13 protein-coding genes and 1 pseudogene are annotated in these 16,273 nt (G+C 75.8%); 8 read left to right on the top strand and 6 right to left on the bottom strand.

The window, feature by feature from the left end:
- Positions 1-387 (top strand): annotated as a pseudogene (locus ADL08_RS39235) (hypothetical protein); the annotation flags it as partial.
- Positions 388-564: 177 nt separating this feature from the next.
- On the top strand, positions 565-882 hold the full coding sequence (locus ADL08_RS20590) for a hypothetical protein (RefSeq protein ID WP_053645071.1): 318 nt from the start codon (positions 565-567) through the stop codon (positions 880-882).
- Positions 883-1,040: 158 nt separating this feature from the next.
- On the opposite strand, the gene ADL08_RS20585 is transcribed toward ADL08_RS20590, so the two are convergent.
- The 3 genes from ADL08_RS20585 to ADL08_RS20575 all read right to left on the bottom strand — a co-directional run bounded on the left by ADL08_RS20585 (position 1,041) and on the right by ADL08_RS20575 (position 4,851).
- Positions 1,041-2,012: a helix-turn-helix domain-containing protein gene (locus ADL08_RS20585; protein ID WP_053645069.1), complete on the bottom strand. Its 972-nt coding sequence runs from the start codon at positions 2,010-2,012 to the stop codon at positions 1,041-1,043.
- 173 nt (positions 2,013-2,185) lie between these two features.
- Complete coding sequence (locus ADL08_RS20580; protein ID WP_053645067.1) at positions 2,186-4,453, bottom strand: heavy metal translocating P-type ATPase; 2,268 nt, start codon at positions 4,451-4,453, stop codon at positions 2,186-2,188.
- A gap of 101 nt (positions 4,454-4,554) precedes the next feature.
- Entirely contained in the window at positions 4,555-4,851 is a 297-nt protein-coding gene (locus ADL08_RS20575; protein ID WP_053645097.1) for a cation transporter, read from the bottom strand.
- A 201-nt stretch (positions 4,852-5,052) separates the two neighbouring features.
- Here ADL08_RS20575 and ADL08_RS20570 point away from each other — a divergent pair, with 201 nt between their 5' ends.
- The 3 genes from ADL08_RS20570 (at position 5,053) to ADL08_RS20560 (ending at position 7,697) form a co-directional block, all read left to right on the top strand.
- The gene (locus ADL08_RS20570; RefSeq protein WP_053645065.1) at positions 5,053-5,985 is read left to right on the top strand and encodes a hypothetical protein; all 933 of its coding nucleotides are present in this window, start codon (positions 5,053-5,055) and stop codon (positions 5,983-5,985) included.
- A 52-nt stretch (positions 5,986-6,037) separates the two neighbouring features.
- Positions 6,038-6,745 (top strand): copper homeostasis protein CutC, encoded by a 708-nt coding sequence (locus tag ADL08_RS20565; RefSeq protein WP_053645063.1) that lies wholly within the window; start codon positions 6,038-6,040, stop codon positions 6,743-6,745.
- Positions 6,746-6,815: 70 nt separating this feature from the next.
- Complete coding sequence (locus tag ADL08_RS20560) at positions 6,816-7,697, top strand: aminoglycoside phosphotransferase family protein (RefSeq protein ID WP_053645061.1); 882 nt, start codon at positions 6,816-6,818, stop codon at positions 7,695-7,697.
- 10 nt (positions 7,698-7,707) lie between these two features.
- Here ADL08_RS20560 and ADL08_RS20555 read toward each other — a convergent pair whose 3' ends face one another.
- On the bottom strand, positions 7,708-9,774 hold the full coding sequence (locus ADL08_RS20555) for a HelD family protein (protein ID WP_420709561.1): 2,067 nt from the start codon (positions 9,772-9,774) through the stop codon (positions 7,708-7,710).
- Between the two features lie 291 nt (positions 9,775-10,065).
- Here ADL08_RS20555 and ADL08_RS20550 point away from each other — a divergent pair, with 291 nt between their 5' ends.
- Together ADL08_RS20550 and ADL08_RS20545 are read left to right on the top strand one after the other, a co-directional pair.
- Complete coding sequence (locus ADL08_RS20550) at positions 10,066-10,254, top strand: hypothetical protein (RefSeq protein WP_053645059.1); 189 nt, start codon at positions 10,066-10,068, stop codon at positions 10,252-10,254.
- A gap of 70 nt (positions 10,255-10,324) precedes the next feature.
- On the top strand, positions 10,325-10,657 hold the full coding sequence (locus tag ADL08_RS20545) for a hypothetical protein (protein WP_053645057.1): 333 nt from the start codon (positions 10,325-10,327) through the stop codon (positions 10,655-10,657).
- An 8-nt stretch (positions 10,658-10,665) separates the two neighbouring features.
- Here the strand turns inward: ADL08_RS20545 and ADL08_RS20540 are convergent, their stop codons facing one another.
- Both ADL08_RS20540 and ADL08_RS20535 read right to left on the bottom strand, forming a co-directional pair.
- On the bottom strand, positions 10,666-12,306 hold the full coding sequence (locus ADL08_RS20540) for a DNA repair helicase XPB (RefSeq protein WP_053645055.1): 1,641 nt from the start codon (positions 12,304-12,306) through the stop codon (positions 10,666-10,668).
- A 91-nt stretch (positions 12,307-12,397) separates the two neighbouring features.
- On the bottom strand, positions 12,398-15,004 hold the full coding sequence (locus ADL08_RS20535; protein ID WP_234352207.1) for a helicase C-terminal domain-containing protein: 2,607 nt from the start codon (positions 15,002-15,004) through the stop codon (positions 12,398-12,400).
- A 72-nt stretch (positions 15,005-15,076) separates the two neighbouring features.
- Here ADL08_RS20535 and ADL08_RS20530 point away from each other — a divergent pair, with 72 nt between their 5' ends.
- On the top strand, positions 15,077-16,171 hold the full coding sequence (locus tag ADL08_RS20530; RefSeq protein WP_053645053.1) for a hypothetical protein: 1,095 nt from the start codon (positions 15,077-15,079) through the stop codon (positions 16,169-16,171).
- The last annotated feature ends 102 nt before the right edge of the window (positions 16,172-16,273 follow it).

The following is a 16,273-nucleotide window of genomic DNA, read 5'->3' as shown; positions in this document are numbered from 1 at the left end:
GGGGGGGGGGGGGGGGGCCCCCTCGGGCCCCCCCGCCCCCCCCCCGCCCCGGGGGCCCCCCCCCCCGCCCCCCCCACGAGGGCCCCCGCCGCCAGCACCCCGCCGCGCGAGCGCCAGGACAGGACCGCCCCGTTCGACCGGGCCGAGAAGACCGATCCGACGCTCAGCCAGGACCCGACCGAGCCCACGGACAGGGCCGAGCCGACCGATCCGACGCTCGCCCAGGAGCCGATCGAGGCGAACGAGTGGGCGGAGCCGACCGAGCCGATGGAGAGGAAGGAGCCCACCGAGCCGATGGAGAGCATCGAGCCCACGGAACCGATGGAGAGGAACGAGTCCCTGGACCAGAGGGAGAGGGACGAGGTCCCCGGGCGGGAGCAGGGGTGAGAGGCCATGGACCGATCCTAGGGACGCACCGGGAACCGCGCTCCCCGAACGCGCCCGCCCCGAACGCCCTTTGACCGGGCGAACGCGCCGGGTTACGTTGCCGGTGCCGCCCGAAAGGCCCTGACCAGGCCGCTTCCCGGGCTGCACGTCGACATGCGTACGGGGGAGTGGAATCGGATGCGGGCAGAGAACGGAAGCGTCCCGGCGGCGGCGCCGGAGGACGGTGCGGAGGGCGCGGAGGGCGCGGAGAAGCCGAGCTGGTACCTGGCGGGCCTGTTCGCCGCGATCGCGTGCGCCGTGCTGAGGCTCGGCGGGGTCTGGACCTGGTGGGCCCTCCTCTGGATCCCCCTCCTCCTGCTCACCGTCGCGTTCGGCGTCGACAACTGGCGCCTCATGGCCCGCCACCGTCCCCGCCTCGGAGCCTACGAGTGGTTCGTGCTCGTCACCGCCCACCTCGGCGTCGCCCTCGCGGCCGTACGGATCGCCACGGCGTAGCGCGCCCGCCGGCACCGTCCGCGCCGCTCAGGCGGAGGGCCGGGGCGGGCCGGGGTGACCGTGCGGAGGAGCCATTCCGCCGGGCCGTGGGCGCCGGTGTCGTACGGCGGCGGCCGCCTTCCCGGCGCCCCGCCGGAGGGCGAGGAGGTCCCGGTGCGTCAGGGGGCGGTCGCCGTGCTCCGCGCCGCGCTCCGGAACGTGCGCCGGTACGTGTCCGGCGGCACCCCCAGCGCGTTGTGGAAGTGGCGGCGCAGGGTCGTCGCCGTGCCCATGCCCGTGCGGGCGGCGATGAGTTCGACGCTGTCGTCCGTGGTCTCCAGGAGTTCCTGGGCCCGGTGGATGCGCTGGGTGTGCAGCCAGCGCAGCGGGGTGGTGCCGGTGGTGGCGGTGAAGCGGCGGGTGAGGTTCCGGGTGCTCATGCCCATCCGGCGGGCCAGGTCGGGGACCGTCAGGGGCTCGTCGAGCCGGGCGCCCGCCCAGGCGAGGAGGTCCGCGAGGGCGTCGGCGGTGTCGGCGGACGTCGGGGCCGCGACGTACTGCGCCTGGCCGCCCGCGCGGCGGGCCGGGACCAGGAGGCGCCGGGCCAGCTCGGCGGCGACGGCGGCGCCGTGGTCGGCGGCGACCAGGTGCAGGCACAGGTCCATCCCGGCGGCCTTGCCCGCCGAGGTCAGGACGGTGCCGTCCTCGACGTAGAGGACGTCCGGGTCGACCTCGACCCGGGGGTGACGGGCCGCCAGGTCGTCGGTGTGCGCCCAGTGGGTGGTGGCGCGGCGGCCGTCCAGTACGCCCGCGGCCGCCAGGACGAACGCCCCCGTGCACAGCGACACGATCCGCGCGCCCCGCGCGTGCGCCGTGCGCACGGCCTCCAGGAGGTCGGCGGGCGGGGCGGCGTCGACGTCGGAGCAGGACGGGACGACGACGGTGTCCGCGCCGGCGAGGTCGTCGAGGCCGTGCGGGGCGTCGATCCGGAGCCAGCCGCCGACCCGGGCGGCGGCGGTGCCCCGCGCGGCGCAGACCTTGAAGTCGTACCAGCCGTCGGTGATCCCGCGGTCGACGCCGAACACCTCGCAGGCCGCCGCGGTCTCGAACAGCATCGTCCCGTCGTGGACCGCCAGCGCCACAGAAGTCATGCGGGGGAGTGTACGGAGCCGGGGGCGGCGGGCCCGGAGCCCTCCCCCGCGGTCGCCGTCGGTCGACGGCCAGCGACCGGCGGCCAGCGGCCACCGACCGCCGACCGACGGCGACCGGCGACCGGCGACCGGCGACCGGCGACCGGCGGCCACCGACCGACGGCGGCCGGCCGTCACCCGTCCGTCGCCCTGAACCCCCGCAGCCGCAGGCTGTTGCCGACCACGAAGACCGAGGAGAAGGCCATGGCCGCGCCCGCGATCATCGGGTTGAGCAGTCCGGCCGCGGCGAGCGGCAGCGCGGCCACGTTGTAGGCGAAGGCCCAGAAGAGGTTCGAGCGGATCGTGCCGAGGGTCCGGCGGGAGAGCCGGATCGCGTCGGCCGCCGCCCGCAGGTCCCCCCGTACGAGGGTCAGGTCGCCGGCCTCGATGGCGGCGTCCGTGCCCGTGCCCATCGCCAGGCCGAGGTCGGCCCGGGCGAGCGCGGCGGCGTCGTTCACGCCGTCGCCGACCATGGCGACCGAACGGCCCTCGTCCTGGAGGCGCTTGACGACGTCGACCTTGTCCTGCGGCATGACCTCCGCGATCACCTCGTCGATGCCGACCTCGGCGGCGACGGCCTCCGCGACCGCCTTGTTGTCGCCGGTGAGCAGGATCGGGGTGAGGCCGAGTCCGCGCAGCCGCCGGACCGCCTCGGCGCTGGTGTCCCTGACGGCGTCCGCGACCTCCAGGACCGCGCGCGCCTCCCCGTCCCAGGCGACCGCGACGACGGTCCGCCCCGCCTTCTCGGCCGCGTCCTTCGCCGACTTGAGGCCGGACGGGAGGGGCGTCGCCCACTCCTCCAGGAGCTTCTCGCGGCCGACGAGGACCGCGTGTCCCTCCACCACGCCCTGCACGCCGAGGCCGGGGACGTTCGCGAAGTCCTCGGGGACGGGGAGCGTGCCCGCCCGGTCGGCCGCGCCGGTGGCGACGGCCCGGGCGATCGGGTGCTCGGAGGAGTGCTCCAGGGCGCCCGCGAGCCGCAGGACGTCCTTCTCGTCCACGCCGTCGGCGGTGTGGACCGCGAGGAGCGTCATCCGGCCGGTGGTGACGGTGCCGGTCTTGTCCAGGACGATCGTGTCGACCCGGCGGGTGGTCTCCAGGACCTCGGGGCCCTTGATGAGGATGCCGAGCTGCGCGCCGCGCCCGGTGCCGACCATGAGCGCGGTCGGGGTGGCCAGGCCCAGGGCGCAGGGGCAGGCGATGATCAGGACGGCGACGGCGGCGGTGAACGCGGCGGTGAGGCCCTGTCCGGTGCCGAGCCAGAAGCCGAGGGTGCCGAGGGCGAGCGCGATGACGACCGGCACGAAGACGGCCGAGATCCGGTCCGCGAGGCGCTGGGCGGCGGCCTTGCCGTTCTGCGCGTCCTCGACGAGCTTCGCCATCCGGGCGAGCTGGGTGTCGGAGCCGACGCGGGTGGCCTCGACGACGAGCCGGCCGCCGGCGTTGAGGGTGGCGCCGGTGACGGCGTCCCCGACCGCGACCTCGACCGGGACGGACTCGCCGGTGAGCATGGAGGCGTCCACGGCGGACGAGCCCTCGACCACGGTGCCGTCGGTGGCGATCTTCTCGCCGGGGCGGACCAGGAAGCGGTCCCCGACCCGGAGTTCGGCGGTCGGTACGGTGACCTCCCGGCCGTCCTTCAGGACGGTGACCTCCTTGGCGCCCAGCTCCAGCAGGGCCTTGAGCGCGGCGCCCGCCTTCCGCTTGGAGCGGGCCTCGAAGTACCGGCCGGCCAGGATGAAGGCGGTGACGCCGGCGGCGGCCTCCAGGTAGATGTTCCCGGCGCCGTCGGTGCGGGCGATCGTGAACTCGAAGGGGTGCGTCATGCCGGGCGTGCCGGCGGTGCCGAGGAACAGCGCCCACAGCGACCACAGGAACGCGGCGCCCGTGCCGACCGAGATCAGGGTGTCCATGGTGGCCGCGCCGTGCTTCGCGTTGGTCCAGGCGGCCTTGTGGAAGGGCCAGGCGGCGTAGACGACGACCGGCGCGGCGAGCGCGAGGCTCAGCCACTGCCAGTACGTGAACTGGAGGGCCGGGACCATGGCCATGGCGACGACGGGGACGGCGAGCACGACGGCGGTGATCAGCCGCTGCCTCAGGGGCCGCAGCTCCTCGTCGGCCCGCTCCTCGTCGGAGGGCCCCGGGTCGGCGGCCCCGGGCCTCGGGGGTTCGGGCTCGGCGGCGGTGTAGCCGGTGGCCTCGACGGTGGCGATGAGGTCGCCGACGCCGACGCCCGCGTCCGCGTCGAAGGTGACCTTCGCCTTCTCGGTGGCGTAGTTGACGGTGGCCTCGACCCCGTCCATGCGGTTGAGCTTCTTCTCGATGCGGGCCGCGCACGAGGCGCAGGTCATGCCGCCGATGGCGAGCTCGACCTGAGCCGTGCCGGATGTCGTCGTTGCCATGGACTCTGCTCCTCGGGGGGTACGGGTCCGGGGCCGGGGCCCGGGTGGGGTGCGGTGCGGCGGGCCCCGGCGGCCGGGGCGGGCGCGGTGGACCGGCGCGGTCAGGCGCGGCCGGTCAGCTCGTAGCCCGCGTCGTCGACGGCGGCGGCGATCGCGGCGTCGTCGGGCGCGCCGCCGGTGGTCACGGTCACCAGGCCGCCGGCGACGTCGACGTCGACGGAGACGACGCCCGGGAGCGCGCCGACGGCGCCGGTGACCGCGGCCTCGCAGTGGCCGCAGGACATGCCGGAGACGGCGTAGACGGTCGTGGTGGCGGTGACGACGGCGACGGCGGTCGCGCCGGTCGAGCCGTCCGCGCCGGTCGAACAGCTGTGGTCGGGGGTGCAGCAGGAGCCCATGGCTTCCTCCTCGGTCGGTTCCATTCCCTCGATACCCTAGGGGGGTATCCGCTCACGACTCCATGTATACCCCCCTGTCGTATGCGTGGCAAGCGGATCCTCGGCTTGACTTGGTACCCCCCAGGGGTATGGTGAAGTGCATCGAACGGTTCAGGGCGCGGCCACCCGCGCCGCCCGCGTACGAGCTACGGGAGAGCAGTCATGAACACCGGTGCGAAGATCACCGCCTTTGCCGCCGCGCTCGCCGCGACCTTCGGGACCGCGTACGGGGTCGGTACGGCCGTCGGTCCCGCCGCCGCCCCGGCGAAGGCCCCGGCGGCCGACGGGCACGTGGAGCACGAGGAGGAGACGGCCCCCGCCGCCGAGACCCCCGGCGGCCTCCAGATCTCCGACGGCGGCTACACCCTCGCCCTGGAGGACCCGACCCCCGCCCCCGCTCCCGGCCGGACCGTCCTGAAGTTCTCCGTCAAGGACGCGGCGGGCAGGAAGGTCACCGCCTTCACCACCGAGCACGACAAGGAGATGCACTTCGTCGTCGCCTCGCGCGACCTCACCGTCTTCCGCCACCTGCACCCGGTGAAGGCCGCCGACGGCACCTGGTCGGTCGAGACCGACCTGCCGGCCGCCGGCCCCTACAAGGCCTTCGCGGACTTCAAGCCCGCCGCCCCCGGGGCCCGGGCCCTCACGCTCGGCGCCGACGTCTCCGTACCGGGGGAGTACGCGCCGAAGCCGCTGCCCGCCGCCGCGCCGACCGCGGACGTGGACGGATATCAGGTCCGCCTCGGCGGCACCCTCGACCCCGGGAAGCCCGGCGAGCTGCGGCTCACCGTCTCCAAGGACGGAAAGCCGGTCACCGACCTGGAGCCGTACCTCGGGGCGTACGGACACCTCGTCGCCCTGCGCGAGGGCGACCTCGCCTACCTCCACGTCCACCCGAACGAGGGCGGTCCCGGCCCGGACGTCTCCTTCACGGCGACCGCGCCCAGCGCGGGCGCGTACCGTCTGTTCCTGGACTTCCGGCACGGGGGAGAGGTGCGGACGGCGGCCTTCACGGTACGGGTGGGCGATTCGGGGGCACCCGTTTCCGCGGAGGGTGAGGCCGAGCACGATGCGGGCGGCCACGAGCACGGCTAGGCTGGTCATTGGACTAGACCTATAGCCGTCATTCATGGAGGAATGGGCTTCGATGAGCAACCGTGCAGTCCTTGAGGTGATCGCCCTCGACGAGCAGGACGCGGTCGCCGCCCAGACCGGCGGCGCCGACCGGCTCGAACTCGTCACCGACATGGCGGCGGACGGGCTCACCCCGTCCGGGGCCGGCTTCGCCGCGATCCGCGCCGCCGTCGACATCCCGCTGCGCGTGATGCTCCGGCTCGCCGACGGCTTCTCGGCCGGCGGCCCCGAGGGCACCGACGCCCTCGTGGCGCGCGCCGCCGACCTCCGGGAGGCCGGCGCGGACGAGTTCGTCCTCGGCTTCCTGACCCCCGACGGCGAGCCGGACCTGGTCGCCGTCGAGCGGCTGATCGCCGTCCTCGACGGCTGCCGCTGGACCTTCCACCGGGCGATCGACCGGGCCGCCGACCGCGACGGGCTGCGCAAGGCCCTCGCCGACCTGCCCGGCCTCGACACCTACCTCACGGCCGGCGCCGCCACCGGTGTCGACGACGGCCTCGCCACCCTCAAGGCCGAGGCCGCCCGCGCGGGCGAGCCCGGCTACGAGGCCCGCGTCCTCGTCGGCGGCGGCCTCCGCCTCGACCACCTCCCCGGACTGCGCGCGGCCGGCCTCGACGCCTTCCACATCGGCGGCGCGGCCCGCCCCGAGGGCTGGACGGCCCCGGTCTCGGCGGCCGCGGTCCGCACGTGGCGGGAGGCGGTGGACGCGCCGCTCTCCTGAGCGCCGGGGGCCACCCGCGGGCGGGAAAACGCCTGGTCCCCGCGGCACGCGGACGACTAGCCTCGCCCGCATGCCCGCTTCCCCCGTCCTCGACACGGCCCTCGTCGAGCGCCTGATCGCCGCTCAGTTCCCCGCCTGGGCGCACCTGCCCGTACGGGCCGTGGACTCGGCGGGGACGGACAACGCCGTGTTCCGGCTCGGGGACGACCTCGCCGTCCGCCTGCCGAAGGCCGAGTGGTCCGATGGACAGGCGGAGAAGGAGCGGTACTGGCTGCCGCGCCTCGCCCCGCACCTGACGCTGCCCGTCCCCGTGCCCGTCGGACACGGCGGGCCGGGGGAGGGCTTCGACCGGCCCTGGTCGGTGTACCGGTGGCTGGACGGGGACGACGCGCACGACGCCCCGATCACCGATCTCGCCCACGCCGCCACCGAGTTGGGCCGCTTCGGCGTCTCCCTGCGCGGGGTGGACGCGACCGGCGGCCCGGTGTCCTTCCGGGGCGGACCGGTCACCGACTGGGAGCGGGGCGCCATGGCGCCGGCGATCGGAACCCTCGGCGCGGACGGCACGCTCGACGCCGCCGCCGTCACCGGGGCCTGGGAGTCGGTGCTCCGCCTCCCGCCGTGGCGGGGCGACCCCGTCTGGGTCCACGCCGACCTGCTCCCCGGCAACCTCCTCACCAGGAACGGCCGCCTGTCCGCCGTCATCGACTTCGGCGGCCTCGGCACGGGCGACCCGGCCTGCGACATGATGGCCGCCTGGTCCCTCCTCACCCCCGCCACCCGCCCCCTCTTCCGCGAGGCCTCCCGCGTCGACGACGCCACCTGGGCCCGGGGCCGTGGCTGGGCCCTGTGCTGGGGCGTCGTCACCGAGGCGTACTACCGGGAGAAGAACCCGGTCCTGGCGTCGGTCGCCCGCCGCACCCGGACCGAGGCCCTGGCGGACCTCGCCTGACCACCCCGGATCAGAGTTCTCCCAACTGCTCCGGGACCGGAGCCGAGTGGACCACCGTCAGCCCCGACACCGCTCGTGTCAGCGTCACGTACAGGCGGCGCAGGCCCGTGCGTTCGTCGGGTTCGCCGTCGACGACCGCCGCCGGTTCGTCGAGGACCACGTAGTCGTACTCCAGGCCCTTCGCGAGCGACGCCGGGACCAGGGTCAGGCGGGAGTCGGCCGTCGTCTCCTCGCCGGGGGAGAGGTGCGGCAGGCCCGCCGCCGCCAGGGCCTCCGCGAGCGGGGCGATCCGCGCGTCGGCGGCGATCAGGCCGGTCGAGCCCTCGTGGCCCAGCGCCTCGACGCAGGCCGCGACCACGGCCGCGTCCAGGTCCTCCGCACGGCTGTGCCGGACGTCCAGCGAACCGGGGTTCTCCCGGACCGACTCCACCGGCGCGAGCCCCGGAGACATGTGCGGCAGCAGCCGCGAGGCGTACGCGATGACCTCGCGCGGCACGCGGAAACCGGCCGTCAGCTCCTCGACCACCGCCTCCGGCTTCCCCAGGTGCCCGAGCGCCTGCGCCCAGCTCTCCGTCGCCCACGGCGTCGTCCCCTGCGCCAGGTCGCCCAGGACGGTCGCCGAACCGGTCGTGCAGCGCCGGCCCACCGCCCGGTACTGCATCGGTGACAGGTCCTGCGCCTCGTCCACGACCACGTGCCCGAGCGAGTGCGTCCGCTCCACCAGGTCCTTCGCCTCGTCCACGAGCACCGCGTCCGCCGCCGACCACTTCGCCGACTTCACGCTCCGGCCCGGCCTCTCCCACAGCAGCAGCTTCTGCTCGTCCTCCGTCAGCACCCCCTCGGCGTGCTCCGCCAGGAAGTCGGCGTCGCTCAGCAGCCGCAGCACCAGCTTCGCCGGGTCCACCGGCGGCCAGCACTCCTTCACGACCGCCTTCACCGCCGCGTTCCGCGCCACCGCGTTCTGCACCCGGTCGTCCGGCGCCTCGCCCGCCTGCTCCATCCGCACGAGCACGGCGTGCGCGATCCGCTGCGGAAGCGCCTCGCGGGCCGCCCCGTACCGGATGTCGCGGTCGAGCAGCTCCCGCACCATCTCCTCGATCTCGTACGCCGGGACCCGCCAGCGGCGCGAGCCGCGCACCACCATCAGGGACTCCTCCGGCAGCCTCACGTGCGAGCGGACCGCCCGCCGCAGCACCTCCGCCATCCGGGCGTCGCCCTTCACGACCGCCGTCGCCGCCCCGTCCGTCCCCCGCACCTCGACGTGCGCCACGAGGTCGTCCACCGTCGCCTGCTTGACCTCCAGCTCGCCCAGCGCGGGCAGCACCTGCTCGATGTAGTGGAGGAAGGAGCGGTTCGGCCCGATGACCAGCGTCCCGGTGCGGGCGAGCCGCTCCCGGTGCGCGTAGAGGAGGTACGCGACACGGTGCAGGCCCACGGCCGTCTTGCCGGTCCCGGGCCCTCCCTGCACGCACACCGACCCCGACAGGTCGGACCGGACGATCTCGTCCTGCTCGGGCTGGATCGTCGCCACGATGTCCCGCATGGGACCCACGCGCGGCCGCTCGATCTCCGCCTGGAGCAGCCGGCTCGTCCGCTCCAACTCCTCCGGGTCGGACAGGTGCTCGTCCTCGTACGCGGTGAGTTCGCCGCCCGTGTAGCCGAAGCGGCGCCGCAGCCCCACGTCCTGCGGGTCCTTGCGCGAGGCCCGGTAGAAGGGCTGCGACACCGGGGCGCGCCAGTCGATCACCATCGGATCGCCGCCGGCGTCGTGGACGTGCCGCCGCCCGATGTAGAACCGCTGCCCCTCCTGCGTGGTGCGCAGGTAGTCGAGCCGCCCGAAGAAGAGCGGCGTCCCGGCCAGGTCGGCCAGCGCCTTGATCCGGTCCTCGATCTGCCGCTCCAGGACGACCGCGTTCACCCAGTTCGCGGTGACGTCCTTGATGTCGAGCGCCTGCGCGTCCTCGCGCATCGCGCGCAGGGCGGTGCGGGAGGCGGCCAGGTGGGCCCGTTCGCGCGCGAGCGGATCGCCGGTGGACGGCGGCTGGTCGGAATCGAGGTCGGGCACGGGCACGGACACGGCGGAGCCTCCGGGGCGGATGCGCGGACACGGCGAAGTGGCCGCCGGTTTCCGACCGGACGGCGGCTCTCCACGGGGGAGGCGGGGAAGCTGGCGAGTGTAGACCCTGGGCGGGGCGCGGTGCGAATGGATTGCGCGCGCTTCCACCCCGTACCGCGCGCGCTTCTCCACCCCGTACCGCGCGCGTCCACCCCGTAGGGGACGGGGTCCGACGTGAGACCGACCCCGGGTCCGCCCCGGATCGGCCCTCAGACCGATGTGTTCGTAATGTCCGGATTCCATGATGGAAGCATGTCCGCGACGACCTTCACCCTCGTGACCACCGTCCCCCGCCTCCACCGCGTGGGCCTCGCCCTCCGCGCGATACGCGCCTTCGGCGGCGCCGCGGCCGGGGTCGTCCTCCTCGGCGACTACGGCCCGCCGGAGGCGGGGGTGAGAGACCCCCGCCCGAGGTACGCGCCCGAGCGCACGTCCGCCTGAGTACGCGCCCCGCCCGGCTGAGTACCCCGACGCCTGACGCCGCCCCCGCCCCCTTTGATGGGATCGGGGCATGACGACGCCGCACACCACCGAGTCCGCCACCACCGAGTCCGCCGCCACCGGGCCCGCCGGCCCCACCGCCCCGAACCGCCGCGCCCTCCGCGTCCTCGCGCTCTGCGGTTTCCTCCTCCTCGCGGCGTGCCTGGTGCTCACCGCCGCCCTCGGACTCACCGACGCCGTCGAGGGCGACGGCACGGACGACGGCTTCCTCGCCGCCGGCTTCTGGGCCCTGGCCCTCGGCGCCGGGGCGGGCGCGACGGCCCTCGCCGCACCCCGCCGGGCGTTCGTCGCCGCCCAGTACGCCCTGGCGTTCGCCGGCCCGCTCCTCGCCGCCCTGGACTGAGCGGCGCGCTACGGCGCCAGCAGCTCGTCCGCGTCCACGATCCGGTACGCGTACCCCTGCTCCGCCAGGAACCGCTGCCGGTGCGCCGCGAAGTCCTGGTCGATGGTGTCCCGGGCGACCACCGAGTAGAAGTGCGCCTGGTGCCCGTCGGCCTTCGGCCGCAGCACCCGGCCGAGGCGCTGGGCCTCCTCCTGGCGGGAGCCGAAGGTGCCGGAGACCTGGATGGCGACCGTCGCCTCGGGCAGGTCGATCGAGAAGTTCGCGACCTTCGAGACGACGAGCACGCCGATCTCCCCGGTGCGGAACGCGTCGAAGAGCCGCTCCCGCTCCTTGTTCGGCGTCTCGCCCTTGATGACCGGCGCGTCGAGGTGCTCGCCCAGCTCGTCCAGCTGGTCGATGTACTGCCCGATGACGAGGGTCTGCTGCCCGGCGAACTTCCTCACCAGCGCCTCCGTCACCTTCCGCTTCGTCGCCGTCGTCGCGCAGAAGCGGTACTTCTCCTCCGGCTCGGCCGTCGCGTACGCGAGCCGCTCCGAGTCGGTCAGGTTCACCCGGACCTCGACGCAGTCGGCGGGCGCGATGTACCCCTGCGCCTCGATCTCCTTCCACGGCGCGTCGAACCGCTTCGGCCCGATCAGCGAGAACACGTCCGACTCGCGCCCGTCCTCGCGCACCAGGGTCGCGGTGAGGCCGAGCCGGCGCCGCGCCTGGAGGTCGGCGGTGAACTTGAAGACGGGCGCGGGCAGCAGGTGCACCTCGTCGTAGACGATGAGGCCCCAGTCGCGGGAGTCGAACAGCTCCAGGTGCGGGTAGACGCCCTTCCGGCGGGTCGTGAGCACCTGGTAGGTGGCGATGGTGACGGGCCGGATCTCCTTCTTCGTGCCGGAGTACTCGCCGATCTCGTCCTCGGTGAGCGAGGTCCGCTTCACCAGCTCGTGCTTCCACTGCCGGGCGGAGACGGTGTTGGTCACCAGGATCAGCGTGGTCGCCTTGGCCTGGGCCATCGCCCCGGCCCCGACCAGCGTCTTGCCCGCGCCGCAGGGCAGCACGACGACGCCGGAGCCGCCGTGCCAGAAGCCCTCCACGGCCTGCTTCTGGTAGGGCCGCAGGCTCCAGCCGTCCTCGGCGAGGTCGATCCGGTGCGCCTCCCCGTCGACGTACCCGGCGAGGTCCTCGGCCGGCCAGCCCAGCTTCAGCAGGGTCTGCTTGATCTGCCCGCGCTCGGAGGGGTGCACGGCCACGGTGTCCGGGTCGATCCGCTCCCCGACCAGCGGCTGCACCTTCTTCGACCGGAGGATCTCCTCCAGGACGGGCCGGTCGGTGGTGGTCAGCACGAGCCCGTGCACGGGGTGCTTGGAGAGCGTCAGCCGCCCGTACCGGTCCATCGTCTCGGCGACGTCCACGAGCAGCGCGTGCGGCACGGGGTAGCGCGAGTACTCGACGAGCGCGTCCACGACCTGCTCGGCGTCGTGCCCGGCGGCCCGCGCGTTCCACAGCCCGAGCGGCGTCACCCGGTACGTGTGGATGTGCTCCGGCGCCCGCTCCAGCTCCGCGAAGGGCGCGATGGCCCGGCGGCAGGCGTCGGCCAGCTCGTGGTCGACCTCCAGGAGCAGCGTCTTGTCACTTTGAACGATCAGGGGTCCGCTCACGCGCGATCAGGTCCTTCCCGGGCCGCTCCGGCGACGGCCAATCCTCCAGTGTGCCGCATGGCCACGGGTGCGGGCAGGGCCCGGGACGCCGTCACACCTGGTCGTCCGCCAGTTCCGCCACGCCCGTGATCCGGTGCAGCGGGTACGTGCGCACCTCGTCGGCCGTGTGGTCGTAGCCCGTCACGAAGCCGCCCTCCACGCGGACCGGGGCGATCACGCGCTGGCTCGCCGCGCCGTCCGCGTTCACGTAGCCGATCCAGACCGCCGAGCCGGTCATCGCGGCCGCCTGGACGGTCGCCAGGGTCTCGGCGGACGAGGTCCGGGGGAGGGCCCCGGCGGGCGTCGGGGCCGCGGGCTCCCTGCGGACCGCCGTCGCCGCCCGGTCACCGGCCCGGATCGCCTTCACCGCCGCGCCCAGGAGGGTCGCGTCGGGGGCGGGCGGCCCGTCCGGGACGGGCACGGGGGCCGTCCGCGCGGGCGTGCGGTACGCGTCGGCGCGCGTGATCAGGACGTCCCCCTCCGCGGACTCGGCCGCCGGCGCGTACCCCATCGCCCGCAGCCCGTCGAGCAGCGCCGCCGGGTCCGCCTGCGCGGCGAGCACGGTCGGCGCCAGGCGCCGCAGGCCCAGGGCGGCGGAGCGCCGGTCGGCCAGGATCTCGCCGAGGACGGTGTCGTCGTCGCAGCGCACGTACGCCGACGCCGCCCCCACCCGCAGGTGCCCGTGGCGCCGGGCCACGTCGTCCACGAGGTACGCGAGCGGCTGCGGCACCGGCGTGCGGGAGTGCGCGGCGAGGAACGCGTGCACGTCGGACGCGGCGAGACCGGAGTCCAGCGCCCGCCGCACGGAGCCGGGCGTGAACCGGTAGACCGTCGCGCCACCCTTCGACTCCACGTCCGCGAGCACGGCGAGCGCGTCCCCGAGGGGCCGCCGCAGCGGGCCGGGCGCGACCGCCGTCAGATCGGCCTGGAGCAGCACGTGGTCGACGGCCTCGGGCAGCAGCGGCGCGAGCAGCGTCGCCGCCCGCCCGGCGGCCACCGACTCCTCCACCCCGCCGCCTTCGTCGGCGGGCGAGGCGGCCTCGGCGAGCGGCAGGTTGAGCAGCGCGCGGGCCGGCGCCGACAGGGCGCCCCGGCCGGTGAGCCCGAGGAGTTCGGCCTCCGCGAGCGCCCAGCGCGCGAGCCGGGACCGCAGGTCGCCGGGGAGGGCGCGCCCCGCCCCTTCGTCACCGGAGCTCCCGGAGCTTCCGGAGCTTCCGGAGCTTCCGGAGTTCCCGGAGTTCCCGGAGTTCCCGGAGTTTCCGGCCCCCCGCAGCGGCCGCTCCCACCGCAGCCGGGCGAACAGCGTCTCCGGGTCGGCCGCCGCGCCCGGCGGCAGCGTCGCCAGGAGACCGAGCACCCGGTGCCGCACCTCGGGCGCGGCCGCCCGGTCCAGGTCCGGGCCGAGGACGGACAGCGTGCGGCCCTTCGCGTCCTGGCCGCCGGCCAGGCCCGGCGCGCGGGTCGCGGCCAGCCAGGGCGTGACGAGCCGGGCCCAGCGCTCGGCGGGCGGCAGGTCCAGCCAGTCGTCGTAGGCGGGCGTCGGCGCGTACCGCTCGTCCGCCTCCCCGTCCGAGGCGAGCAGCCCCGCCCCGTGGCAGAGCTCCAGCCAGAAGGCGGCGACCTCCTCCGTCACGTCCAGGGCGGCGGCGGTCCGCCGCAGGTCCCGCACGGAGAGGCCGCCCGCCCGCAGCACCTGCGGGCCCCCCTTGTCCCAGGACTTCAGCAGCTCCTCGACGGTCGCGAGCGCCGTGTGCGCCTGTCCGGCGGCCGCGCCGTCCACCACCTGGGGACGGTGCTCGCGCAGGACGCCGACCTCCGGCGCCACCGGCTCCGGCGCCCGGTGCGCCCGCCCGCCCCGCAGGTGCAGCGCCACCTCGCGCGGCAGCACCATCGTCCGCGCCGACACCGGGAGCAGCAGGCCCCGGTCGCGCAGCCAGCGCACGGGCGGCGCCGGGTTCGCCGTCACCTCGCCGTACGGCGGCCCCCACACGAGCCGGTCCAGGACGGCCAGCGCCTCCGGCGGCGCCTCGTCGAGGAGCGCGCCCATCCGGGCCCGGTCGGTGAAGAGCCCGCTCAGCGCCGCCACCGCCGACACCGGGTCGTGCGTCGCGGCGAGCCCGGCCGTCGCGATGATCTCCTGCACCCGGCCCGGCGACATCCCGGACGTCGCCTCGGCGACCGTCGGCCCGAGGCCGGTCGGCGAGGGGTGCTGCGGCGACGGCGAGAGCAGCTCCCGCGCGGTCCGCACGAGCCGCAGCCGGTCTTCCTCTCCCCACACGAGCGCCTGCTCGCGCAGCAGCGCCACCGCGCCCGGCAGCGCGGCCTCGATCGTCGCGTCGCCCTCGTCGCCGGTGAGCAGGGCGAGGAGCACGGGGTACGGGGCCGGGTCCGGGGCGACGGCGAGCGCCTCGGCCGTCTGGAGCGCGAACCGGTCGAGCCGTTCCAGGGCCCGCACCACCGAGCCGCGCGTCCCGGCGCGGGTCGCCAGCTGCGTCAGGTCGTTCGGCACGGGGTTCAGCAGGTCCGGGCGGGCGCGCAGCAGCGCGGCGAGCCCCTCGTCGCCCCGCGCGCGGAGCGCCTCCGCGAGCGTGCGGGGCGCCGCGGCGGCGCCAGTTCCCTCGGCCACGTGCGCCTCCCGGTCGAGCCCACCGATCCCCATCCGGACCACGTTAACCGCTGCGCAGGCGCTAACGTCGGGCCGTACCGGGCGAACCGGCCGTGGAGGGGCACCGTGGGCATCGAGAGCGACCAGTTGGTCTACGACTACCTGAGCCGGGTCGGCGATCTGGCCCAGCAGCGCCATCTCCCGGCGGGCGACCGCATGCGGCTCGTCTCGACCCTCCGCGACGAGATCGACCGCCGGCGCGCCACCGGGGACGAGGAGACCCCCGCGACGGTACGGGGCATCCTCGGCGCCCTGGGCACCCCGGACGAGGTCGTGGACCGCGCGGGGGCGCCGGGGGGCGCCGGGAAACCGGGGGCGGGCCGGGGTCCGGTGCCGCGGCCGCGCGGGGGCGCCCCGGAGCCGGGGGCCTCTTCCCGTACGGGGAGGAAGGACCGTACGGGAAGCGCCTCCCGTACGGGGACGGGCACGGGTGCAGGTACGGGTACGGCGGGCTCCGCCACCGGCTCCCCGGCGCCCCGCGACGGCTCCGCCCCCGCCCCCCGGTCACCCCGCGACGGCTCCGGCGGGTCCGGAATCCCGGGGCCGCGTCCCGGCGTGTCGGCCCCGGACCGGCCGCTGTCGTCCGGCGGGGCGCAGGAGCCCGACTGGTGGCGGACGGAGGACGCCGCCGACGGCTTCCCCGGCTTCGTCGGCGGGATCGAGCGCCCGGACCTCTTCAGGCCGCCCGCCCCCGAGGAGGACGAGGAGGAGGCCGAGGCCCCCGCGTCCGGGAGGCGCGAGCGGCTCGTCCGGCTCCTGCGCCCGCGCAAGGCCGCTCCCGCGCCGGTCCCCGAGGCGGTGGTGGAGGCGCCGCCCCGGCCCCGGCTCGCCAGCCCCTTCGTGCTGCTCGCCGCGCTGCTCCTGCTCGGCGGCGCCGTCTTCGGCTCGCTCCTCGCCCTCGCCGGGGGCTGGCTCCTCGCGTACGCCTCCCGCCGGCTGACGCCCGGCGAGGTCAAGGCCGCGGTCATGGTCATCCCGGGACTCGCCGCCGGCTCCGGGGCGCTCTGGCTCTGGGGCCGCGTCGAGGGCCGCTGGGGCGATCCGGTGGTCCCGGGCGGCGAGGCGATGGGCGCGGCGATCGCCGACACCTGGCCGTGGGTCCTGCGGGGGGCGGCGGTCGCGTCGGCCCTGTTCCTGCTGTGGCGGTCCCGCAGGCACTGAGCCGCCGGGCCGCCGGCCGGTACCCCGGTCAGAGCACCGTCCCCCGACCGGCCCCCGCTCCCACAGCCGGCCCGGACACCCGTCCCCGCCCCCGGACCCCTG

It is taken from the genome of Streptomyces sp. NRRL F-6492 (assembly GCF_001280125.1).
GTDB lineage: Bacteria > Actinomycetota > Actinomycetes > Streptomycetales > Streptomycetaceae > Streptomyces.
This window is presented reverse-complemented; position numbering and strand designations above follow the sequence as displayed.